Annotated in this window: 24 protein-coding genes; 20 read left to right on the top strand and 4 right to left on the bottom strand. The window is 62.3% G+C overall.

Annotated elements, in window-relative coordinates:
• Positions 1-111 precede the first annotated feature (111 nt).
• Genes ACFDTG_RS06085 through ACFDTG_RS06070 form a run of 4 tightly spaced genes read left to right on the top strand, consistent with a single transcriptional unit; the run spans position 112 to position 3,209 of the window.
• Positions 112-1,056: a hypothetical protein gene (locus ACFDTG_RS06085; protein WP_375290126.1), complete on the top strand. Its 945-nt coding sequence runs from the start codon at positions 112-114 to the stop codon at positions 1,054-1,056.
• On the top strand, positions 1,053-1,571 hold the full coding sequence (locus ACFDTG_RS06080; RefSeq protein WP_375290125.1) for a DUF2141 domain-containing protein: 519 nt from the start codon (positions 1,053-1,055) through the stop codon (positions 1,569-1,571). Before ACFDTG_RS06085 ends, ACFDTG_RS06080 begins: the two co-directional genes overlap by 4 nt.
• Positions 1,572-1,586: 15 nt before the next feature.
• The gene (locus tag ACFDTG_RS06075; RefSeq protein WP_375290124.1) at positions 1,587-2,744 is read left to right on the top strand and encodes a glycosyltransferase; all 1,158 of its coding nucleotides are present in this window, start codon (positions 1,587-1,589) and stop codon (positions 2,742-2,744) included.
• Positions 2,745-2,798: 54 nt separating this feature from the next.
• Entirely contained in the window at positions 2,799-3,209 is a 411-nt protein-coding gene (locus ACFDTG_RS06070; protein ID WP_375290123.1) for a holin family protein, read from the top strand.
• A 25-nt stretch (positions 3,210-3,234) separates the two neighbouring features.
• Here the strand turns inward: ACFDTG_RS06070 and ACFDTG_RS06065 are convergent, their stop codons facing one another.
• Positions 3,235-5,265 carry a putative bifunctional diguanylate cyclase/phosphodiesterase gene (locus ACFDTG_RS06065; protein ID WP_375290122.1) on the bottom strand — a complete coding sequence of 677 codons (2,031 nt, stop codon included), beginning with the start codon at positions 5,263-5,265 and terminating at the stop codon, positions 3,235-3,237.
• Positions 5,266-5,457: 192 nt separating this feature from the next.
• Here ACFDTG_RS06065 and accB point away from each other — a divergent pair, with 192 nt between their 5' ends.
• The 4 genes from accB (at position 5,458) to greB (ending at position 8,667) form a co-directional block, all read left to right on the top strand.
• The gene (gene accB / locus ACFDTG_RS06060; protein WP_375290121.1) at positions 5,458-5,988 is read left to right on the top strand and encodes an acetyl-CoA carboxylase biotin carboxyl carrier protein; all 531 of its coding nucleotides are present in this window, start codon (positions 5,458-5,460) and stop codon (positions 5,986-5,988) included.
• Positions 5,989-6,001: 13 nt separating this feature from the next.
• On the top strand, positions 6,002-7,351 hold the full coding sequence (accC, locus tag ACFDTG_RS06055) for an acetyl-CoA carboxylase biotin carboxylase subunit (RefSeq protein WP_375290120.1): 1,350 nt from the start codon (positions 6,002-6,004) through the stop codon (positions 7,349-7,351).
• Positions 7,352-7,480: 129 nt separating this feature from the next.
• Positions 7,481-8,104, top strand: a complete 624-nt coding sequence (locus ACFDTG_RS06050) for a PEPxxWA-CTERM sorting domain-containing protein (RefSeq protein WP_375290119.1) — start codon at positions 7,481-7,483, stop codon at positions 8,102-8,104.
• Between the two features lie 74 nt (positions 8,105-8,178).
• Complete coding sequence (gene greB / locus ACFDTG_RS06045) at positions 8,179-8,667, top strand: transcription elongation factor GreB (protein WP_375290118.1); 489 nt, start codon at positions 8,179-8,181, stop codon at positions 8,665-8,667.
• Positions 8,668-8,707: 40 nt separating this feature from the next.
• On the opposite strand, the gene ACFDTG_RS06040 is transcribed toward greB, so the two are convergent.
• Positions 8,708-9,457: an EAL domain-containing protein gene (locus ACFDTG_RS06040; protein WP_375290117.1), complete on the bottom strand. Its 750-nt coding sequence runs from the start codon at positions 9,455-9,457 to the stop codon at positions 8,708-8,710.
• Positions 9,458-9,601: 144 nt separating this feature from the next.
• Positions 9,602-10,270 (bottom strand): outer membrane protein, encoded by a 669-nt coding sequence (locus tag ACFDTG_RS06035; protein WP_375290116.1) that lies wholly within the window; start codon positions 10,268-10,270, stop codon positions 9,602-9,604.
• Between the two features lie 217 nt (positions 10,271-10,487).
• On the opposite strand from ACFDTG_RS06035, the gene rlmN reads away from it, so the two are divergent.
• From rlmN to ACFDTG_RS06020, 3 genes are all read left to right on the top strand, one after another.
• Entirely contained in the window at positions 10,488-11,717 is a 1,230-nt protein-coding gene (gene rlmN / locus ACFDTG_RS06030; RefSeq protein ID WP_375290115.1) for a 23S rRNA (adenine(2503)-C(2))-methyltransferase RlmN, read from the top strand.
• 190 nt (positions 11,718-11,907) lie between these two features.
• Positions 11,908-12,438: a hypothetical protein gene (locus ACFDTG_RS06025; RefSeq protein WP_375290114.1), complete on the top strand. Its 531-nt coding sequence runs from the start codon at positions 11,908-11,910 to the stop codon at positions 12,436-12,438.
• Between the two features lie 26 nt (positions 12,439-12,464).
• Complete coding sequence (locus ACFDTG_RS06020; protein WP_375290113.1) at positions 12,465-12,788, top strand: PRC-barrel domain-containing protein; 324 nt, start codon at positions 12,465-12,467, stop codon at positions 12,786-12,788.
• A gap of 104 nt (positions 12,789-12,892) precedes the next feature.
• On the opposite strand, the gene ACFDTG_RS06015 is transcribed toward ACFDTG_RS06020, so the two are convergent.
• Entirely contained in the window at positions 12,893-14,089 is a 1,197-nt protein-coding gene (locus ACFDTG_RS06015) for a diguanylate cyclase domain-containing protein (RefSeq protein ID WP_375290112.1), read from the bottom strand.
• A 225-nt stretch (positions 14,090-14,314) separates the two neighbouring features.
• On the opposite strand from ACFDTG_RS06015, the gene ACFDTG_RS06010 reads away from it, so the two are divergent.
• The 9 genes from ACFDTG_RS06010 (at position 14,315) to ACFDTG_RS05970 (ending at position 22,305) form a co-directional block, all read left to right on the top strand.
• A complete protein-coding gene (locus ACFDTG_RS06010; RefSeq protein WP_375290111.1) occupies positions 14,315-15,313 on the top strand; it encodes an acyl-CoA thioester hydrolase/BAAT C-terminal domain-containing protein in 999 nt (332 codons plus the stop codon).
• A gap of 7 nt (positions 15,314-15,320) precedes the next feature.
• Positions 15,321-15,926: a class I SAM-dependent methyltransferase gene (locus tag ACFDTG_RS06005; protein ID WP_375290110.1), complete on the top strand. Its 606-nt coding sequence runs from the start codon at positions 15,321-15,323 to the stop codon at positions 15,924-15,926.
• A gap of 162 nt (positions 15,927-16,088) precedes the next feature.
• Complete coding sequence (locus ACFDTG_RS06000; RefSeq protein ID WP_375290109.1) at positions 16,089-16,754, top strand: MOSC domain-containing protein; 666 nt, start codon at positions 16,089-16,091, stop codon at positions 16,752-16,754.
• Positions 16,755-16,898: 144 nt separating this feature from the next.
• Positions 16,899-17,237 carry a glycine zipper 2TM domain-containing protein gene (locus ACFDTG_RS05995; RefSeq protein WP_375290108.1) on the top strand — a complete coding sequence of 113 codons (339 nt, stop codon included), beginning with the start codon at positions 16,899-16,901 and terminating at the stop codon, positions 17,235-17,237.
• Between the two features lie 109 nt (positions 17,238-17,346).
• Positions 17,347-18,132 (top strand): SDR family oxidoreductase, encoded by a 786-nt coding sequence (locus ACFDTG_RS05990; RefSeq protein WP_375290107.1) that lies wholly within the window; start codon positions 17,347-17,349, stop codon positions 18,130-18,132.
• Positions 18,129-18,800: a cytochrome b/b6 domain-containing protein gene (locus ACFDTG_RS05985; protein ID WP_375290106.1), complete on the top strand. Its 672-nt coding sequence runs from the start codon at positions 18,129-18,131 to the stop codon at positions 18,798-18,800. The genes ACFDTG_RS05990 and ACFDTG_RS05985 overlap by 4 nt, the downstream gene beginning before the upstream one ends.
• Positions 18,790-19,530: a molybdopterin-dependent oxidoreductase gene (locus tag ACFDTG_RS05980; RefSeq protein ID WP_375290105.1), complete on the top strand. Its 741-nt coding sequence runs from the start codon at positions 18,790-18,792 to the stop codon at positions 19,528-19,530. The genes ACFDTG_RS05985 and ACFDTG_RS05980 overlap by 11 nt, the downstream gene beginning before the upstream one ends.
• A gap of 75 nt (positions 19,531-19,605) precedes the next feature.
• Positions 19,606-20,889, top strand: coding sequence for a class I SAM-dependent methyltransferase (locus tag ACFDTG_RS05975; protein WP_375290104.1), 1,284 nt, complete (start codon positions 19,606-19,608; stop codon positions 20,887-20,889).
• A 186-nt stretch (positions 20,890-21,075) separates the two neighbouring features.
• The gene (locus ACFDTG_RS05970; protein WP_375290103.1) at positions 21,076-22,305 is read left to right on the top strand and encodes an argininosuccinate synthase; all 1,230 of its coding nucleotides are present in this window, start codon (positions 21,076-21,078) and stop codon (positions 22,303-22,305) included.
• The last annotated feature ends 757 nt before the right edge of the window (positions 22,306-23,062 follow it).

Raw genomic sequence — 23,062 nt, 5'->3', positions numbered from 1 at the left:
TGCTGACCTTCCTGTTTGCCCGTTCAGTGCAGCGAAAGCCGGTCGAGCCTATTGGAACGCTAACACTCTCAATTGCGAGAACAATTTCGCATCGTGCGCCGGAGTGCGGCGATGCTGAATGACAAGCCGACTGAAAAGCCCGTGACTGACATCGCTCTCGATCCGCGACAGGATTTTGCGCTTGAAGCGCAAGACCGCCCCTCCGGCATGAGCTGGGGGCGCGCGCTGACGATCGGACTGTCGCTTTTCGTGCTGGGCGCAGCGCTGTGGCAGGCAACCAAACTCGACCTGAGCCAGGTGGCCAGCCTGATTCCGTCATCGCCCGTATTCTGGCTGGTTTTCGGCGTAACCTACCTGGTTGGGCCGGCCAGCAATTTTCTGATCTTCCGCATGCTCTGGCATGTCGGCCCCAGCGGGTTCACCGCGTCCATCCGCAAGGTGATCTATAACGAGCTGCTGCTGGGTTATCTGGGTGAGGTTTACTTCTACACCTGGGCGCGCCGCAACGTTTCGATGGAAACCACGCCCTTCGGCGCGGTGAAGGACGTGGCCATCCTGTCGGCGATTGCCGGCAACATCACCACGCTGCTGCTGATCGCGCTTGCCTACCCCTTCGTGGATCTGTTGCCGTTGGACGAACATGCCCGGGCCATCGCCTGGTCTCTGGCGTTTCTGATAGGCACGTCGCTGATCCCGTTCATCTGGCGTCGACGGATCTTCTCGCTGGCACGCGGCGAGCTGAGCATGGTTTTTGCGGTGCATATGGGCCGGATCCTGCTGAGCACGCTGCTCACGGCACTGCTCTGGCATCTGGTGCTGCCGGATGTTCAGATCGGCTGGTGGTTCGTACTCGCCGCGATCCGCCTCCTTGTTGGGCGCCTGCCGTTCGTGACCAACAAAGAAATCGTGTTCGCCGGCATCGCCGTGCTGGCTCTTGGGGAGGATATACAGCTTGCCGCTCTCATCGCGATGATGGCGGCGCTGACACTCGCCACTCATCTCGTGACAGCCCTGATTTTCGGGCTTTACGACCTCATGAAAGGAGACAGACAATGACCCGCGCACTTCTGGGCGCCGCCATGCTGCCCCTCGTTGCAGCCGCCGGCCCGATACCCTCCAGCCCCGATCTCGGCAAAGCCGAGGCGCGCTGCCGCCCGAATGAAAGCGGTCCCGCCTTCCTCGTCGATGTCGAGGGACTGAAAGATCGCAAGGGCAGGCTCAAGGTCGAGGTCTACCCGGCCAACGACGATGATTTTCTCGCCGACGACAACGTCCTTATCAACGCCGGCAAGATATTCCGCCGAGTGGAAATCGACGTGCCCAGTGATCCGGTCCCGCGGATCTGCGTGCGCTTGCCTGCCCCCGGCAATTATGCCGTAAGCGTCCTCCACGATCGTGATTCCAATCGCAAATTCGGCTGGCGTACGGATGGGATCGGGTTCTCCGGAAACCCGCGCCTGGGGTTTTCCAAACCGAAGTCTTCCAAGGCCAGTGCCACCGCCGGCACACGCCCCACCAACATCGATGTAATCATGAACTATCAGCGCGGGCTTGGCATGCGGCCCCTCTAACCCCCATTAGGGGCCATGCGAATCGTCGACGTATGCGGCTTTTATACCCCCCATGGGGGCGGCATACGGACCTATGTCGAACAGAAGCTGGCGATGGCGGAGAAGTTCGGGCACGATGTCACCATCCTGGCTCCGAATGCCGAACGCACCGTTCGGGAGGTGTCGTCATGTGCACGCATCATCGGGGTGCCGAGCCCGAGATTTCCTCTCGACCGGAAGTATTTCGCGTTTACCGAAGCGGCGCCGATTCATCGCGAACTGGATGCGCTGAACCCTGACTTCGTCGAAGCGTCCAGTCCCTGGCGCAGTGCATCGATCGCGATGAGCTGGCGTCCCGATGTGCCCAAATCCTTCATCATGCATTCCGAACCGCTCTCGGCGCATGTCTACCGCTGGTTCGAAAGGCTGGCCGAGCCCGAGGCCGTGGACCGGCAATTCGACTGGTTCTGGGAGCGTCTGCGTGAGTTCGGGCGGACCTTCTCCGCCGTGGTTTGTGCCAATTCGCATCTTGCCGCCCGCATGGCGGAAGGCGGCGTGGGCAACGTCAAGACGATCCCGATGGGCGTGCAGCCGGGCGTTTTCGACCCTCGACACCGGGACGAGGCGCTTCGGCAGGAACTGCTGTCGGAATGTTCGCTGGGCCCCGATGCCACGCTCCTGCTTGCCGCCGGGCGGCTGGCGAACGAGAAACGTCTGCCCATGCTGGTAGAAGCTGCGACGCGTGCCGGGGCCCAGCGTCCCATCGGATTCGTGATTTTCGGTGAGGGGCGGTCACACAACAAGATCGTGAAAGCGATCGCGGGAAATCCCCATATTCGCCTGTTCAAGCCCGTGCGGGATCGCGATCGGTTCGCGACGATCGTAGCCAGCGCGGATGCGCTGCTCCACGGTTGCGAGGCGGAAACTTTCGGGATGACCACGGCGGAAGCGCGCGCCAGCGGCATCCCTGTGATCGCACCCGATCGCGGCGGCGCGTCGGATTTCGCCGAAGGTCCACTGCAATTCCGGGCCGTGGATACCGAGGATGCCGTGCGCGCCATCCTTGCTCTACCGGACCGTTTTTCCGAAGCATCGCCTGCTATCGCAGTGCGAAGCATGGAAGACCATTTCTCGGAACTCTTCGATCTTTACGAACGAATAGTCGACATCGCTCGAAGAACCAGAGCGGCATAATGTTCTTTCCTATATTAGCCTATTTGGTTATATAAGCGCCATGGAGGTTCTTTCATGGCACTTTTCGATTCTCTTCTCACACCCATCGCTTCGATCCTGGACAAGGTCATACCGGACAAGGCCGCGCGCGAACGCGCCAAGGTGGAATTGCTGCAGCTTCAGGGGACCCAGGAAATGCAGCTGATAGAGGCCCGCCTGGGAGCTATTGTCGCGGAAGCGCAGAGCTCTGACCCGTGGACCAGTCGCGCACGGCCGAGCTTCCTTTACGTGATGTATGCGCTGATCCTGTTCAGCGTACCGATGGGGGTCATCGCGGCCTTCGATCCCGCCACGGCAAACGCGATCGGTAACGGGATGACGCAGTATGTCGCGGCTTTGCCAGACGCGCTCTATGCCCTCTTCGGGACCGGTTACCTCGGGTACACGGCGGCTCGCCAATGGGGCAAGATCAAGGGGGGTGGATGAGTGAAGTCCGCGTAGACCGGGACAGTCAGGCGGAAAGGCGTAGGGCCTTCCCGCCCCATTCGTCCTCGCAACCCTGCGGCCGGCGATACGCCTTTCTGCACTGACGCAGCACGGCCAGCACCCCGTCTTCATTGTACGGTGCGCCAAGGTAGAAGCCTTGGCCAAATGCCGCGCCGAGTTCGCGCGCGATATCCAGATCCTCGCACGTGGCGACATATTCCAGCACCGCTTCCAGCTTCATGGCATCGATCATGGTGATAACCCCTCGCAGCATGTCGCGCCCCTGTTGCGTGTGCGCTGCTCTGGTGAGGGAGCCGTCGATCTTCACTTTGTCGAAGCGGATCTCCCGCAGGTGGACCAGCGATGCGAACCCGGCGCCGAAATCGTCAAGCGCGATCCGGCATCCCGCATCGCGCAATTGCTGCACGTTTTCGCGGGCAGCCTCGAAATTCACCAGCATCGCGGTTTCGGTGATCTCGAACTGCAGGTGGTCGGCGGGAAATCCACTTTCCCGAACGACCTCGACAAGAACCGCTGCCGCGCCCGCACTACAGATGTGCGCGGCGCTCAGATTGAAGGAGAGCTCGCACTTGCCCCCCCACGTCCGGGCGAAGTGGAGCGCCTTTCGCAGCAACACCAGAGTAAATTCCTCGATCCGGCCCTTTTGCTCGGCCAGCGGAATGAATTCCATTGGCGGCACGGTGCCCAGCACCGGATCGTGCCAACGCGCGAGCGCCTCGAAGCAGGTCAATTCGCCGCTATCGAGCCTCACGATGGGCTGATAGACGAGGCTCAGCGCGGTTTCCGGATCGAGGGCGAGCAGCGCGGCCTCAACAGAAGCGGTACGCAGCGCTTCGTCGCGAATGTCATCGTCGAAAAGCCGCAGCGTGTCCATGCCCGCCTTCTTCGCCGTGTACAGCGCATAATCGGCATCGCGCAACGCGTCCTCGACGCTCCTGAGTTCGGTCCCGATCACGCGCGCGCCCCCGCTGGCGCCCATCCGCATGCTCGCTTTCGAAATCCGCATGGGCCGGCGGGATCGGGCCAGCGCCGCATCGCATAGCAACAGCACCTTTTGCCGGGATGTGAGCGCATCGTCGAATTCGATGTAGACGCCGAACTCATCGCCCCCCAATCGCCCGATGATCGCTTGCGCTGGTAACGCGCGCTTGAGGCGCCGAGCCACGAAGCGCAGCGCAATGTCCCCGGCGTAATGACCGTAGAGATCGTTGATCGGCTTGAACCGATCGAGGTCGATTAGCATCAGCACCCCTGCCCTGCCCCGCTCCATGCGCGACCTGATATCGCGCAGGAATGCGAAGCGGTTGCGCAGGCCGGTCAGGCTGTCGGTATCTGCCCGAGACTGCGCTTCCAGCCGCGCGCGCTGGAGTTCTTCGTTCACCTCCTCGGCCCGATGACGTGCATCCTCGGTTTCGAACTGCGCGCCGAACAGGTTGAGCTGGGTGACGTGGCTGGCTTCCGCGAGCCTGAATGAGATTGCGCACAGCACCATGAAGGCGATCGCCACCGGCATTCCGCCAAGCGGCAGTACGAAAGGGATGCACAGCAAGAGCGGGGCAAGCAGCCCCACGTAGATCACTCTGGCTGCGAAGATGACGCCGGTCAGCGCCGTTGCCTGTGTGAGACCTGCCACTACGCCGACCGCGACGATGAAAAGTCCATGGCGCGATGGCTCGGCGTTCTGGCTGGAGAGGGCTGCGTAAAAGATAAGCTGGGAGAGCGTGAGCCCTATCGCAACCGCAGCCGTGATCCGTGCCGCGGAGGCACTGGTATCCTCGGACTTCTCCGATGGCGCGGGGAAAAACCAGTGTCGAAACCGGAAGAGTATTGCGAGCACGATGACCGCCGCCATGAACCAGGTCGCAACGTGATCAGGGTGATCCACGGCCACTGCGGCGAAGGGTGCGATGATGGCAAGATAATAGAAGCCGATGAATCGGCGGATGGAGCGCACGCGCTCACGACTGAACTTATCGGCGACGGGATTGTCGGTATGCAAACCGATCATGCCGTCGAATTCTTTTAGCAGACCCAATGCTATCTCCTGCCCCTCGTGTAGGTCTTGTGCGGAAAAGCGTGGTTAGCGCGCGCTTAAGGGCTCGCCCCTATGTTTGAGCCATGCGCGTCCGGTCCTTCCCCCAGGTGTAACTGCGGCTCGCCCTTGCCCAATTCGGGCCATGCGCGCATAGGCGCGCACGCTTTGGCCCGCATACGAACAAGGACGATTATGGCTGACAACGGCAAACCTTCGGGACGCTCGAGCCGCAGGGGCGGCATCGAGGTCGACACCTCCCTAGTACGGGAACTGGCCGAACTCCTCGCCGAAACGGGACTTTCGGAAATCGAGGTGGAAGACGGCGAACGCAAGATCCGCGTTGCGCGGGGCGGAACCGTATCCGTTTCTCCCATGTCGATGTCGCACGGCGGGGACGATCACGCCGCGGCGAACATGAGCCGCGATCCCGCCCAGCCAGCCCCGGTCAATTCCGCCGCCCCCGCGCCGCAGGCCCCGGGCCAGGACGTGGAAGGCGCGATGACCTCCCCGATGGTGGGCACCGTCTATCTCGCCCCCGAACCCGGAGCCGGCGACTTCGTCAACGTGGGCGACAATGTGAAGGAGGGCCAGACCCTGCTGATCATCGAGGCGATGAAGGTCATGAACCCGATCGCCGCGGACAAATCGGGCACGGTAAAGGCGATCCTGGTCGGCAATGCCCAGCCGGTCGAATTCGGCCAGCCGCTGGTCGTCATCGGCTAAGCGGCGCACAGCTATGACCATCAGCCGCATATTGATCGCCAACAGAGGCGAAATCGCGCTTCGCATTCACCGCGCCGCGCATGAAATGGGCATAGAAACGGTGGCGGTGCACTCCACCGCCGATGCCGAGGCCATGCATGTGCGCCTGGCGGACCACGCGGTTTGCATCGGCCCGCCGCCTGCAACCGACAGCTATCTCAATATCGCCAATATCATCTCGGCCGCCGAAATCGCGCAGGCCGATGCAATCCATCCCGGATACGGCTTCCTGTCCGAAAATGCGCGGTTCGCGGAGATCGTGGAGGCGCATGACATCGCCTGGATCGGGCCCAAGCCCGAACATATCCGCACCATGGGCGACAAGGTGGAAGCCAAGCGCACGGCGGGCAAGCTGGGGTTGCCGCTGGTGCCCGGCAGCGACGGCGCAGTTTCCGAGATCGAGGAAGCGCGCGAGATCGCGGCCGACATCGGTTATCCCGTCATCATCAAGGCTGCATCGGGCGGCGGCGGACGCGGCATGAAGGTGTGCGAATCCGAAGACCAGCTCGAAACGCTGATGAAGCAGGCCGGAAGCGAGGCGAAGGCGGCTTTCGGCGATGCCACCGTCTACATCGAGAAATATCTGGGCAATCCGCGCCACATCGAATTCCAGGTTTTCGGCGACGGGCGGGGCGGCGCGATCCATCTGGGAGAGCGCGACTGCTCGCTCCAGCGCCGCCACCAGAAGGTGCTGGAGGAAGCGCCCTCCCCCGTGCTTTCCAGCGAAGAGCGCGACCGCATGGGCGACATCTGCGCGCAGGCGATGCGCGACATGGGCTATCGCGGCGCGGGCACGATCGAGTTCCTGTGGGAAAACGGCGAGTTCTACTTCATCGAAATGAACACCCGCCTGCAGGTCGAACATCCCGTTACCGAGATGATCACCGGAGTCGATCTGGTGCGCGAACAGATCCGCATCGCCGACGGAAAGGACCTGTCCTGCAAGCAGGAAGACATCACCTTCCGCGGCCACGCGATCGAATGCCGCATCAATGCGGAAGATCCGTGGACCTTCGCGCCTAGCCCCGGCGACATCACCTATTATCACGCGGCGGGCGGCATGCACGTTCGCGTGGATAGCGGGCTTTACGCGGGCTATCGGGTTCCCCCCTATTACGACAGCATGATCGCCAAGCTGATCGTCTATGGCCGCAACCGCGAACGCTGCATCATGCGGCTCCGCCGGGCTTTGGAGGAAATGGTCGTGGAGGGCGTCAAGACCAACATCCCGCTGCATCAGGCCCTGTTGCAGCAGGACGACGTGCTTTCGGGCGATTACTCCATCAAGTGGCTGGAGGGCTGGCTCGCCGAGCGCGGCGGCTGAAGACCGCGAACTTGGGATTCATACCTAATAAATTACTCTTGATTGCCTTATCAAGTATCATTAACTTGAGTCTCAGAAAAGGACGAGACGGGTCGCGATCCATCCGTACTTTTTTGGGGGTTTAATCTCATGAACAAATACTTGACCGTCGGGGCAATTGCCTCTGCGTCGATCGCTGCCGTCGCGGCGCCAGCCACAGCTGCGGTGACCGTAAGCGGTTCCGTGGACAGCATGGTTCTTAACGATAGTGACCCGGGCCTGGTCCTTTACGGCTCGGCCCTCTCGTTTGCCGATTTCGTTCTCGCCAATGTGGGGGATACTCACACCGTTGATGTCATGACCATCGGTACGCAGGAAGGCAGCGTGAATATCGGTGAGGACACTGTCGCAAAGCCAATTTCCGCTAATTTTACCTTCAGCTCCCCTGCAGGCGCTGCCGGAACCGCCAATGGTCAGAGCTATGGCTTCATCCAGCTTTTCACATCCTGTGGGCTGCTGGCCGGCGGGTGCGGTCGAGTATCCTGGTCGAACCCGACCATCTTCAATTTCGGCAACGGTGGTTCGTTTTCCATGACCCTGTCGCAGACCACGTTCGAAACCCCGGGTTCGGCCAATGTTTCCGCACGGTTCGAACTGCTTGCGAATTCCGTACCGGAGCCGAGCACCTGGGCTATGCTGATTCTCGGTTTTGGCATCGTCGGCGCAGCCATGCGTAGCGCCCGGCGGCAGCGGACCAGCGTGTCCTTCGCCTGACGGACTCCAAGCAAGGCGTCGAGTCTCGTTCGTCTTGCTCTTGATTAATTTTCCGCGCTCGGCGACACGATCCTGTGGCGTCGAGCGCAGTTCCATCCAATCCGATCACCCCCGCAGGCTATGCCGCGCTCAAGGCGCGTTACGATCATCTGCTGGGCAAGGAGCGGCCGGAGATCGTGGAGATCGTGAGCTGGGCCGCCGGCAATGGCGACCGGTCGGAGAACGGCGACTATCTCTATGGCCGCAAGCGAATGCGCGAGATCGATCGCGAACTGGCGCATCTGGCGCGCCGCATGAAGATTGCGCGCGTGCTCGAACCCACAGAGCAGCCCGACAAAAGCCGCGTGTTCTTCGGCGCAAGCGTTGAAATTGCCGACGAGGACGACGCGCGCCGCACGCTCACCATCGTGGGCGACGACGAACAGGATGCCGGCGCGGACCGGATCGGCTGGTCCAGCCCCCTCGCCCGCGCATTGCGGGGTGCCGCGGTGGGCGATCTCAGGACCGTGCGCCTGCCCGGCGGGGAGCGCGAATGGGAAGTGATCTCGATCGCCTACCACTGATCACGTTTCTTGTGGACCGGCTGGGCCGCGCTGTCAGGCGTCAGGCAACGAGGGTATGGATCAGGGGCTCCTTCTGCAGCTCCGTAAGCGAAGGCTTGCCCAGCAGAAATCCCTGAACCTTGCGGATGCCCAGCCTGCGGACACTGTGGAGTTCAGCGGGGGTTTCCACGCCCTCCGCGACGATACGCCGCCCCAGCGACTCCAGAACGCGCACGATGCCGTCCACGATCTTGGCCCGGTTCGGAGAGGTGTCGATATCCTGGATCAGTTCCATATCCAGCTTCACGAAATCGGTGGGAACCTCCGCCAGGGTGATGAGGCCTGAATAGCCCGAACCGAAATCGTCTAGCGCGGTACTGAACCCATTGGCGGAATATCGCGATACGACAGCGGCGATTTCGACCGGGTCCAGCCGTGTGTTTTCGGTCAGTTCGAAGATTATCCTCCAGTTATGGAGACCGAGGCGGGATAATGTCAGCGCGAAGCGATCGAGGGCCGCGGGCTTCATGATGTCCAGGGCGAAATTCATGTTGATGGACAGACCGGCATCGGTGTCCAGCAGGCCGAGCCGAACCGCCTTTTCGACGGCCGCGAAGCGGACCGTCTGGTCGAACGCCATGGTAAGTACCGGCGGTACCTGTTCGAGAACGCTGGCGGCACTTTCACCGTTCGGGCCGCGTACCAGCGCCTCGTAGAACCTTACGCGGCTGGTGTAGATGTCGAATATGGGCTGAAAGGCGATGTCGATCGCGGGAATTCCGGAATGCAGCTCAAGCGAATCTTCCAGCATATACCGCGCTTTAGGGCTAAGACATCATATACTGATGAAGTAGCATTCCACCGCGGTCAATGTGTAAAAATCCGTCGTATCCAGAAACGAGAAACGGGGACCGCCCAAGCGGCCCCCGTCATTCTCTTTAGACTAAGCCGTACCTTAGAAGCGGAAGCCGACGCCTGCCATGATCTGATGACGGTCGAGATCCACGTCGAAGCGGTTGCTGTCGTCGAGATTGTCGCCGTCGAAGTCGATCTCGCCCTCCGAATAGTTCGAATAACGGTATTCGAGCTTCACGAAGGAATTGCGATTGATGGCGTATTCGGCACCCGCGCCGATGCGGTAACCGTCCAGATCGAAATCGTTTTCGAAATCGGTCGTGCCGTCGGACGCGAGAATGTCATACTTGGCGTTGGTATAGCCGCCCTTGACATAGACCATGGCGTCGGGCGCCACCTTGTAGCCGAGGCGCGCGCCGAGATAGAGATCGCGGCTGGCGTCCACGGTGCCCAGGCCGATGCCCTGGAAGTCGGGATCGCTGTAATCGACGGTGGCGGTGCTTTCGGCCAGTTCCGCCTCGGCGCCCAGGACCACGCCGCCGACATCGATGTCATAGCCGAGCTGCACGCCATAGCCGAACCCGTCGATGGACTGATCCTCGAGGTCCGCACCATCGTCGTCGACTTCGCTGCCAGCGGTCGAAACGTCATAACCGGCGATCACGCCGCCCCACAGGCCCGTAAAGGTGTTGTCGTCAACGCTCTGGGCAGCGGCCGGGCTTGCGGCAACAGCCAGTGAAGCGGCGGCGAGAAGCAGGGTAGTTTTCATATTCGGTACTCCAATCGTTGTCCCCGCATTGGCGGGTCGATGGGAGGAATGCGCAAAAGCCGACGCAGTTTCATGAACGTGAGACAACATAAATCTGTGGCAAAGATGTAACATTCTTGCGACGAGATGAACCGGCTTGGTCGACGAACCGAGAGGCAGCCGGTCATTGCGCGAGTGCTGGCGAACCGCCGGCGTATCGCCTATATGACATCCTCTCATGTCCGATACCGCTCTCATGCCCATCCCCGGCACCGTCGATCCGGTGCCCGTCGCCCGCGACATCACGCCGCGCGCGGACGGCCGCGCCGATTTGCTCGGCCTTCCCAAGGCCCGCATTCGCGAGCTTCTGTCCGAAGCGGGGCTGGACGACCGGCAGGCCAAGCTGCGCGCCAAACAGATATTCCACTGGATCTACCACCGCGGGACCACCGGGTTCGAGGCGATGACCGACATCGCCAAGACGATGCGCCCCTGGCTGGCGGAACGCTTCGTCATTGATCGGCCCGAGGTGGTCGAAGCGCAGCATTCGACCGACGGCACCCGCAAATGGTTGCTGAGGACCAGCGACGGCCATGATTACGAGATGGTGTTCATCCCCGACGCGGATCGCGGGACGCTGTGCGTATCGAGCCAGGTCGGCTGCACGCTCAACTGCCGCTTCTGCCATACCGGCACGATGCGGCTGGTGCGCAATCTGACCCCGGGCGAGATCGTGGGCCAGGTGATGCTGGCGCGCGATGCGCTGGGCGAATGGCCCAAGGGGGCGATGGACGTGGCAGATGATGCCAGCGAAAGCGAATATCGCGCCGACGGTCGCCTTCTCACAAACATCGTGATGATGGGTATGGGCGAACCGCTCTACAATTTCGACAATGTGAAGGGCGCGCTTGCCATCGTGATGGATGGCGAGGGGCTTGCCCTGTCGAAACGGCGCATCACGCTTTCCACCAGCGGCGTGGTGCCGATGATGGAGCGTTGCGGAGAGGAAATCGGCGTGAACCTCGCGGTCAGCCTGCACGCGGTGACCAAGGATTTGCGCGACGAGATCGTGCCGCTGAACCGCAAATACGGCATCGAAGAGCTGCTGACCGCCTGCGCCGCCTACCCCGGCGCCAGCAACGCCCGGCGCATTACCTTCGAATATGTCATGCTGAAGGGCAAGAACGACAGCGACGAGGATGCGCGCGAACTGGTTCGCCTGATCAAGCAGTTCAAACTGCCCGCCAAGGTCAATCTTATCCCCTTCAACCCCTGGCCCGGTGCGCCCTACGAATGCTCTACGCCCGAACGGGTGCGAGCCTTTTCCGACATCGTGTTTGAAGCCGGCATCAGCGCGCCCGTCCGCACGCCTCGCGGACGCGATATCGATGCCGCCTGCGGCCAGTTGAAAACGGCGGCCGAAAAGAAGAGCCGCGCCGAGCGCGATCGCGAGGCGAGCGCTGCTTGACGCGGGTCTGTAACCACCGCGGAAACACTCGCGGTTCACATGATATTAATCAGTAGGCCGGGTTTCGGGGAACATCCCCGTCTCCCAGCTCTTCCTTCTATACGCAGATCGCAACCCTGGAGGGTCGGCATGCCCCATCCTGGGCGCGTTGCTCCGATTTCTGCGCAAAACCCACAGAGAGGAAGAGCCAATGGCCGAAATCCCAATCGAGAAGAAATCCAGCAAGACATGGATCTGGATACTCTTGGCGGCGGTCCTGCTCGGACTGCTGCTCTGGTGGCTACTAGCCGATAACAACGACGACGCCGTGGTGACCGAACCGGTCGCCGTGGAACAGACTGCCGAGGTCGCGACCGCCGCGCCGGAAATGGCGGGCACAATGACCATCGCTTCCATACTCGCCAATCCTTCCGATTATTACGGACGCGAAGGATTCACCGGCGAAGTTGCGGTGGGGGGTCCCCTGACCGATCGCGGGTTCTGGATCGAGAACGATGGCAGCCGCATGCTCGCCATCATCATCGACGAACCGCGTGAAGTTCCCCTGGACATCAATCCAGGCCAGACGCTTCGTATCTCCGGCGGGACGATCCGCAACCCGGCCGACGTCGAAAACCTTCCCGGAGTCCCGATGGATCAGGATACGATCAACGCAATGCAGGGCCAGGAAGCCGTGCTCGTGGTTGATGAGAGCAATATCGAAATAGTCGAAGGCGCCTGAGCCGGCCCGGATTGAGGAGACTTCACATGACAGACCAATATACCGACCTGGCCGAGCTCGACGAATATCAACTCGAGCACGAAGGGCAGGACCTGCGAGGCCACGGCCTTTACAGCACCGATGGCAAGCGCCTGGGAACCGTGAGCCGGATGCTCGTGGATCCGGAACACGATCACGTGGCGGCGCTGGTGCTGGAAGACGGACGCGGTGTGCCCGTGAGCGAGATCGAGATCCGCGACGGCGACGCCTATATCGATCCCGTCGAGGAGAGCCGGTACTTCAAGCCGTCCAAGCGCAGTTACAAGAGGAAGCGCGGCGTCGTGGTCGTCACCCGACGCAGCGGAACGTGAACCGCTGATATTTCGCAATCAGGAACGGGCGGCACCCAGTGCCGCCCGTTTTCATTCCAGCTTGCAACTACGCAGTTTCGACCCCTGACATTCGTGGCTCCTCATCACCGCGCCGCCATGGTCTTGCATGGCTTCGTATCTATCGGGCTCACCCGTTTCGCGCTCGCCACCCGGTTGCGCCCGGCGGACTTCGCTTCGTAGAGCGCCAAATCGGCGCGCCGGCTCACGTCCGAAAGGCCTTCGTGAATCAGCAGTTCGGCGACCCCGAAGGATGCCGACACGCGGAAATCGCCGCCGAGATTGCTTGGCAACGCCTCGGCAATGGCGGTTCGTATGGCCTCCGCAACGGCGTGGGCCTGTGCCGAATTGCGCCCGGGCAAAAGCAAGGCGAACTCTTCGCCCCCCATGCGTGCGACCAGATCCCCCTTGGCCACCGATGCGCCCAGCAGATCCGCGACCTCGCTGATCACCCGATCCCCGGCGGCGTGTCCGAAGCTGTCGTTGATGGCCTTGAACCGGTCGAGATCGAGCGCCACCAGCGACATCGGCTCCCCGGCTTTCCTGGCCCTTGCGAGCAGGGGCGGCGCCTGGTTCTCGAAACCGCGCCGGTTGAGTACGCCCGAAAGGGAATCCGTTTCCGAACGGGCCAACATCTCTCTGGTCGTATCGCGCATGATGACCAGCAGCAGCACGAGCGCTAGCGCCACAAGCGTGATCGAACCCAGGGTCTGCGAAATCGCCCCGTATTCGGAGGCCAGATAACCCTGCGGAGCGCGCGCCGCACCGATCTTCATGGCGATGAGCGGCTTCGACAGATAGGTCGCCGCGGCCAGACCGCTGACCACTATCAGAATCCGATCCAGCGCCATCCTGCGCCCCGACACCAGGACGATCCAGGCCATCAGCACCTGGAGGGCGGCATAGGGCAATTGATACAGCAATATCCGGGTCGGCGTGCCATAGGGCAGGCTCAGCATCACCGGGAACAGCATCAGGCCGCCGAGCCCGATCAACGCAAGGGTCTTCTTCGGTTGCCTGACACCGTAATGCGCGGCGATCCCCACAACGCCGCAGCTCAACGCGATCATATAAAGCGTATAGATTGCGAACATCGCCACGTTGGGATGCGCCCACCAGCGCAGTACGAATTCCATCGCGACGTCGAAGACCCCGAGCCCATAAGCGGCCTCCAGCCAGCGTGCGCCCTTCACCGTCGGGTTGGTCGACGCGACCACGCCGAAAGCAATCGCGAAGGTCGCGACAACAAACAGATTGATGCAGAGGATGAATGCGGCTGTCATGAATTTCGGCTGTTGAGCGTGGCTTGCGTTAGGCCGCAAATGCGAAATAACCGTAAATCGACTGTCGCCGCTAACGGCACAATGGATCAAATTCCAGCCCCGAAACGCAGCGGACAGCAACATCGCTCGCGACTGCGACATTGTCCCGCGGGCGACCAAAGGCGTTGCAGGGACCTCCGCAAGGTGACATAGTTGCACAACACACCACCGGAGGAGAAAAGATCTTTGCGTGTTCTGTTTGCCTTGGCCGCCGCATTCGGACTGGCCAGTGCCGCACCGCTCGCCGCGGGGGCAGGCGCGCCGGTCGCACTTACGGAAGTCATGGTCGGCGATCCGCTTCCCTACGCCTTTTTCGCGACGCCCGAGGGCCCGGGCCCCTTCCCCGTCGTGATCGTGCTTGGGGGAAGCGAGGGCGGCGACGGCGGATCGCGGGGCAGCGCGCCGCGCTTCCTCGAACAGGGCTATGCCGTGCTTGGCCTGCCCTACTATTCGCCGGGATATCTGCCCCCCGAACGCCAGCTTCCCGAGCTGCCGAAAGGTTTCGATGCGATCCCGCTCGAAAAGCTTGCCATTGCGCGCGACTGGCTGCGCAAGCGCGACGATGTGAAGGCGGACAGCATCGGCCTTTATGGCGTATCCAAGGGCGCGGAATTCGTTCTGGCGGGCGCCAGCCGGATCGACGGTTTCGCCGCCGTGGTCGCCATCGTGCCGAGCGATGTCATCTGGGAAGGCTGGGGCCCGGGCATCACACCCGATCAGGTCAGCAGCTTTTCGTGGCAGGGGGAGCCCCTGCCCTACGTTCCCTATCTGGGCATGGAGGAAGAGTTCAAGAAATACGCCATCCCCGGCGCCAAGGTCCGCCTGCGAACGCCGCAGGATGCGGGGCGCCGCGCCAATCCCTTCCGGGTTCCCCCGGCGCGCATTCGCGTCGAGGACATCGACGAGCCGGTGCTGGTCGCGGGCGGGGATGCGGACGACACCTGGAATTCGGGCGGCATGGCGCAGACCATCGCAGAGCGCCGCGCCGAGAAGGGCGGTCTGGAAACCGTCGCACTGATCTTTCCGGGTGCGAGCCATGCGCTGTCGGGACCGGGCATCCAGCGTCCCGACGGGCAACCCCAGTATGACGAGGCGACGCTCGCGGCGCAGCAACGGATATGGCCTGCCACATTGCAATTCCTGGCCGAACATTTGAAAGGCGCGGCCCCCGCGCCTGCCGAATAAGCGACCGTTGAGCACCGACCCGGCAACCATCGCCTATTATCAGGCGGCGGCGCCGCGCTACACGCTGAGCTTCGGACAGGCGCCCAGCCGCCATCTCGATTGCTTTCTCGACCGCCTGGAACCGGGTGCGCGCGTGCTGGAACTGGGATGCGGCGCGGGCCGCGACAGTGCGCGGATCTTGGAGCGTGGCTTCGACCTCGATGCTACGGACGGCACCCCTGCCATGGCGGCAAAGGCGCGCGAACGGTGGGATATCCCGGCGCGCGTCATGCGGTTCGAGGATCTCGACGCGATTGGCGCCTATGACGCGGTCTGGGCCCATGCCTGCCTGCTGCACGTGGCGCGCAGGGACCTGCCCTCCGTTCTCTCGGCCATTCACCGCGCGCTGCGCCCCGGCGGCTGGCACTTCGCAAATTACAAGCTGGGCGAAGGGCCGGACCCGCAGGAGGGGCGCGATCCGCTGGGGCGGCTGACCAATCTGCCGACTGCCGACTGGCTGGATAATGTCTATCGCGGCGCCGGCTTCGCAGTGGAACACACGGAACGCTATCGCGGCGAAGGGGCCGACGGCGTGGTCCGCGATTGGTATGCGCTTACCGCAAGGCGCCGATAATTCGCGCTGTCCTACATGCCTCCTGATGTGACAGACAGGGGGCATGACCAATCGCGACAACGCCCTTCGTCCTGCCTCGACAAACAGCCAAAATCCGGCGGGTTTTTCATCTCCTGAACCGTGGTCCAAGTGGTCCATGTCTCGCCTGTCGGGGGCGCCGGAATGACCGCATCGGGCTGGCGAATCGAGGATATGTGCGTCGGCAAACCCTCCACGCTGCCGGGCGGCAAGCTCTCCGCGATCGTGAAACGCCCGGTGGAAGGGCCGGTCCATGTCTCCTTCCTGGGCCTTGCCGGGGATACCCAGGTGGACAAGCGCCATCATGGCGGGCCGGAGATGGCGGTCCATGTTTATCCGCTCGATCATCATGAATTCTGGAGCGATTTGCTGGACGGTCACGGAGCGCTGGACGATGCGGGCGCGTTCGGGGGCAACATCGGTTTGCGCGGCGTCGATGAGACCGACGTGCGGATCGGGGAACGCTTCAGGCTCGGCAGCGCGGTCATCGAAATCAGCCAGCCGCGCATGCCTTGCGCCACGATAGAGCGGCGCTTCGAACACAAGGGAATGGTTGCCGCCATCCTGGAAAGCGGCCGCTGCGGCTGGTACTGCCGCGTGATCGAGGAAGGCGAGGCGCAGGCCGGCGATCGGATGGTGCCGATCCCCGAAACGGGATCGCCGTATACCGTGCGCGAAGCCTTCACTGCCGTCGCCCAACCCGGCTCCCTGCCCGATGGCACGCTGCTCACCGCGCTGGCGGAATGCGAGGCGCTATCCGCAGAATGGCGGGCCAAGGCCGACTCCCGCCGGACGCACCATCGCCTCTGAAACGCTCGGCTCGTGCCCGGTCGATGCACGGTTCGTCCCTCATTTCCCCATCCAACAATCCGTTAATCTGAGGTTGGGGATCGCTGAACGAGATCGGCGATTGAAGGTGGGATCGCAAACGACAACAAGCATGAGGACAGCATCATGAAGACTTTCGCTATGGCCCTGGCAGCCGCGACGATGACCGTTTCGGGCTCAATGGCCCTCCCTATGGATGCCGCCGTCGCAAAGAAGCGCCATGACGACCGCCGCTATTATACCTCCGACAATGGCGTGAGGTACTGGCGCGGAGACAACGGCCGCTATTATTGCAAGCGTTCGGACGGAACCACCGGTCTGATCGTCGGCGGCGCAGTGGGCGCACTGGCGGGCCGCGCGATCGATACCGACGGCGACCGTACGCTCGGCACCGTGGTCGGCGCCGCTGCGGGCGCGCTGCTCGGACGCGAAGTGGACAGGGGCCGCAAGATCAGTTGCCGCTAATTGGCTTGCCCTCGACTCCCTCGAGGGTCGCAAGACGCGCCGTCGCTCCTTGCTGGGTGGCGGCGCGTTTGTCTTTGTCAGCACGCGCCCGGTGTGCTTTTGTGCGGGCGTGAGTAAACCGGCCATCCTCGTCACCGGCGGCGCGAAACGTATCGGCGCCGCCATCGCGCGCCGCTTCGGCGAGGCCGGCTGGCATGTCGTCATCCACTATGGCCGCTCCTACGCCGCCGCGGAGGCGCTGGCCGCCAGCCTGCCTTCGGCGGATTCGATCCATTGCGATCTGACGGATGGAGACGCAGCCGTGGCGATGGTCCGGCGGCTGGCGAACGATCTGGACGATTGGCGCGTGCTGGTGAACAGCGCCGGGGTCTTCACTCGCGACGATGCGACGGAGCTCGATCCCGAAACGAACATGCGCGCCATGCAGATCAACGCGGTAACACCCAGCCGCATGGCGCAGGCCTTTCTCGCCCGCGCCAGATCCAAGGGGGGGCGCCGCGTCATCCAGATTACCGATCAGAAGATCGCCAATCCCAATCCCGATTTCTTCAGCTACACCATGAGCAAGCACGCGCTGGCGAGCACGATCCCGATGCTGGCCAAGGCACAGTCCGACACGCGCGACCGGGTCTATGGCCTTGCCCCCGGTGCGATCCTCGCAAGCCATGACCAGAGCGAGGAGGAAACCGAAATCTCCCACCGCCTCAATCTTCTGCACCGCAAGACCGGGCCGGACGAGATCGCCGACGCCGCGCTGTTTCTGGCGCATGGCTGGCTGGCGAGCGGGAAGACCCTGTTCGTCGATTCCGGCCAGCACCTGCTGGATCAGGATCGCGATGTCATCTATCTTGCGCGCGAAATGCTAAGCCAGGGTCGCGACGGGAGCATCGCATGAAGCGGCACGGGATCACGACACGTATCTGGCACTGGCTCAACCTGGCTTGCGTGGTCACGCTGTTCATGTCCGGCCTGACCATCTCGAACGCGCACCCGCGGCTTTACTGGGGCGATTGGGGGTTCGAGGCGGGAACGGAATGGCTCGCCGTACCGCGGTTTCCCGACTGGATGACCATTCCCGGCTATTACAGCCTGTCGGTCGCCCGGGATTGGCACGTCTTCACCGCCTGGCCCTTCGCGCTGCTGCTGCTGTTCTACTGGGGCGCGATGATCGTCACCCGGCATTTCGCGCGCGACATCGCAACCAGGCGACGCGAATGGGCGCCGCGGGCGATCGCGGCAGATATCAAGGCGCATCTTCGCCTGCAGTTCGATCATGGCGCGGGAAAATACAATTTTCTTCAGAAGCTGGCCTATGGCGCGGTGTTTGGTATCCTGCTGCCCGGCATGATCTTCACCGGCATCGCCATAAGTCCGGGCATGGAGCCAAGCTTCGGCTGGATGGTCGATCTGATGGGAGGGCGGCAGTCGGCACGCTCGTTTCACTTCATCCTCGCATGGGCAGTGTTCGGCTTTTTCGTGCTCCATGTCGCGCTGGTGCTGCTGTCGAACCCTATCCGGCAAATGACCGACATGATCACCGGGGGACACGAACGTGCGTCGTAGAAACTTTCTCGCCGGCGCGGGTGCGAGCCTGCTCGCCGGATGCAATCGTATCGCGGAAACCGACACCGGCGGAGCGCTCCTGCGCTCGGCGGACGGGTGGCATCGAAGCGTGCAGCGGTTCTTCAATCCTCCGGGCGCATTGGTGCCGGAATTCACCCCTGCCGATATCTCGCCCTTCTTCCGGGGCAACGGATCGACCAACCCGACCAATGGCGATTACCAGAGCCACGTCGCCGCCGGTTTTTCCGATTGGCAGCTTTCGGTGCGCGGGCTGGTCGAACATCCGCTCGATTTCACGCTCGCAAACATCCGCGCCCTGCCCCAGCGCACGCAGATCACGCGGCATGACTGCGTGGAAGGGTGGAGCGCGATCGGAGAATGGACCGGACCGCAGCTTTCCCTGCTTCTGGATTCCGCAGGGATCCTTCCCGCAGCAAGGTTCATCGTGTTTCGCTGCGCCGACAATCTGAACGGCAGGGACTATTACGAGAGCGTCGACCTCGTCGATGCCTTTCATCCGCAGACGATCGTTGCGCACAGCCTCAATGGAGAGGCTCTTCCGATCAAAAACGGCGCGCCGCTTCGCATGCGGATAGAACGCCAGCTCGGCTACAAGCATGCCAAATATCTTACGGGGATCGAGGCTGTGGCGAGCCTCGAGGGCATCGGCGATGGCAAGGGTGGCTATTGGGAGGACCGTTCCGGCTATCAATGGTATGCCGGGATTTAGGCGGGCCCTGCGTTGACTTGACGCAGGGGGCTGCGCACAACTCCGAAAAATTCGAAATCAGGGAATATCTCGCCGATGTGGCTTCTCGACAAACTTCTGAAACAGGTCATCGCGCGTGGCTGGATGATCGTGACCGATCATGACGGCAAGACATACGAATACGGAGCGGCGGAGGGGTCCGAACAGCCGCTGCGCATTCGCCTGACCGACAAGAAGGCCGCCAGCCATATCGCCCGCCATCCGCAGGTCGGCGCAGGCGAAGCTTACATGTGGGGCTGGCTCCAGGTGGAAGAACCGCACGATATTCGCGATCTCATCCTGTTCTTCACGATGAATTCCAAGGCGCATGGCGACAAGGCGATCCAGGCGCAGGGACCGCTCCGCAAGATCGCAGAGAAGGCGCTGGCGGCGGTCGACGGTTTCAATCCCAAGGGCAAGGCGCGCAAGAACGCGGAGCACACCTATAACCTCACCCGCCGCCTCTACGAGCTGTTCCTCGACGAAGACCGGCAATACACGATGGCCTATTATCGCAATGTCGATAACAGCCTGGAACAGGCCCAGGTCGACAAGAAGGCGCATCTCGCGGCCAAGATGTACATCAAGCCGGGGATGACGATCCTGGATATCGGCTGCGGCTGGGGCGGCTTCGCGCTGTTCCTGGCCAAACATTATGATGCCGAGGTACTCGGCGTCGCGCTCGCGCCCGATCAGATCGCATTTTGCCAGGAACGCGCGGAAGCGGCGGGTCTTGCTGACAAGTGCAAGTTCTCCCTGACCGATTATCGCGACGTGGAAGGGCAGTTCGATCGCATCAGTTCGGTGGGCCTGCTCGAACATGTCGGCACGCCGCACTATCCTGAGTTCTTCAAGCATACCCACCGGCTGCTTTCGCCCGACGGCGTGATGCTGAGCCATTGCTGCGGTCGTGCCGGCCCTCCGGGCCATACGGACGCCTGGACGCGCAAATATATCTTTCCCGGCGGCTATATCCCCGCCCTTTCCGAACTTGTGACCGAGAGCGAGCAGGCCGGCTGGCAGATCATGGACGTGGAAGCGATGCGCTTCCATTATTCGCACACCCTCGAGGAATGGTACCGTCGTACCGTGATGCATCGCGAAGAGATCGAGGCGCTGTACGACGAACAGTTCTATCGCATGTGGCTGTTCTACCTCGCGGGCGCGGAGCAGAGCTTCCGCCATGGGACGATGGTCAACTGGCAGCTCCTTTACGTGAAAGACCGCGCCGCCATCCCGATGACACGCGACTATATCGAAGAGGAGTCCGCGCGGCTTCGCGCCGCCGAAGCGGTGCCGACATGGCACCTCGATCCGATGTTTCGCGAAGCGGCAGAATAAGCCTCCGCCCGGCAGTTTGGCATAATAGCGGTGTCGAGCCGATTTGCGCATCCCGGCTCGTCGCACGCCCTGCCTTCGCGAAGTGGCCGAAGAAATGCGGCCAACGAAACGGTGGATTGAAGCGCCCGGCGTTGGCTGATAGTCGCCCCCGCGCCTTCCATCCCGTCTTTCCAGGACCTACCAAAGATGCCCGATCCTTCCACATCGTCCGTTCGCCGCGTCGTCCTCGCATATTCGGGAGGCCTGGATACGAGCGTCATTGCGAAGTGGCTTGAGGTGGAGCGCGGATGCGAGGTGGTCACCTTCACGGCCGACCTCGGTCAGGGTGAGGAACTCGGCCCGGCGCGCGACAAGGCGCGTGCCATGGGCATACCCGAAAAGCACATCTTCATCGAAGATCTGCGGGAGGAATTCGTCAGGGACTTCGTGTTCCCAATGATGCGCATGAATGCCCGCTACGAGGGCGATTACCTGCTCGGCACCAGTATCGCGCGTCCGCTCATTTCGAAGCGACTTGTCGAAATCGCCCACGAAACCGGCGCCGACGCCATTGCGCACGGCGCGACGGGCAAGGGCAACGATCAGGTGCGGTTCGAACTGTCCGCCTATGCTCTCGACCCCGACATCAAGGTCATCGCTCCGTGGCGCGAATGGGATTTGACGAGCCGCACGGCATTGATCGCCTGGGCGGAGGCGCATCAGATCCAGGTGCCCAAGGACAAGCGCGGCGAGAGCCCCTTCTCCACCGATGCCAACCTTCTGCACACCTCCAGCGAGGGAAAGGTGTTGGAAGACCCGTGGGAGGAGACCCCCGACTACGTGTATTCGCGCACGCAGAACCCTGAGGATGCGCCTGACCAGCCGGACTATATCACCATCGATTTCGAGCGCGGCGACGGTGTCGCTCTCAACGGTGAAGCGATGAGCCCGGCCGCGCTTCTCACCGCGCTGAACGAGCTCGGCCGCAAACATGGCATCGGTCGCCTCGATCTGGTCGAAAACCGCTTCGTCGGGATGAAGAGCCGGGGCATGTACGAAACCCCGGGCGGTGAAATCTACGCGCGGGCGCATCGGGGCATCGAGCAGATCACACTCGATCGTGGCGCGGCCCACCTCAAGGACGAACTGATGCCCCGCTATGCGGAGCTGGTCTACAATGGCCTGTGGTTCAGCCCCGAACGCGAAATGCTCCAGGCGGCGTGCGATCACAGCCAGGAGCGGGTGGAAGGCACCGTCCGCCTCAAACTGTACAAGGGGTTGGCGAGCGTGGTGGGGCGCAAATCGCCCCAGTCGCTCTACTCAGAAGCGCATGTCACCTTTGAAGACGATGCCGGTGCCTACGATCAGAAGGATGCCGGGGGCTTCATCAAGCTGAATGCCTTACGGCTTCGCTTGCTCGCCAAGCGCGACAGATAGTTGCGTCCGCACGTTCTGCGATGAAATGAAGAGTTATCCCCGCTCCTCCACAGGGAAATTCGGGGATTGGGGATAAGCCGGGGCTGGAAACCTTGCGGATCTCCCCCTGGAATCGCATTCTCGATCCATCGGAACAGCGAGAAATCCCTTCGAAAAAACGGCTGAAAAGCCTGACTTTCAGAGGGCTACCGAACTGGGAAGACGTGGCGGGATCTGGTTGCGCGGCGCTGGAGTAGCTTAGCAGCAATGGCTTCGGCCATATGGCAAGCTACGGTGAAAGTGTCGCCAAGTATTTCCGTTCACGGGCCGGCTGCAACCGGTCGGCGCCCGATGGGGGCGGTTCGCTGGCTTTCGAGCCAGTCGGAACGTCACCACTCGAGGGACCGGCTTGGAGCTCCGACCGCGGAACAGCCTGTTGAAGGTTTTCCGCCGAAAGTGCGACGGCATCTGCCTGTTGCACTGACGGAGGTTGACCGGAGGGTTGGTCCGGATGCCGGTGCGAGCGCCGGTGAGTTAGCCTGCTATCCGCGCTTCGGTGCGGACGATAGGCGAAAGCATCGGATGCCAGGTTCATTCCTTCGGGAGTGACCACGCATCGGTGAGAGTGGGGCTGGCAGCGATGCCGGCCCCATTTTTCTTGGGTCGCGTCTGGTGTGCACAAGCCTCGACCCGATCGATTCGTTTCGTCTGGCGAGCGTTGCCAGCACTGTGAAATCGAACCCGGCAGGCTCGGTCCTAACCCCGCTTTCACGACGAA

The sequence above is a fragment of the Qipengyuania sp. genome (genome assembly GCF_042095715.1).
Lineage (GTDB): Bacteria > Pseudomonadota > Alphaproteobacteria > Sphingomonadales > Sphingomonadaceae > Qipengyuania.
The sequence above is the reverse complement of the archived record's forward strand: the minus strand, read 5'-3'. Positions and strand labels throughout refer to the sequence as shown.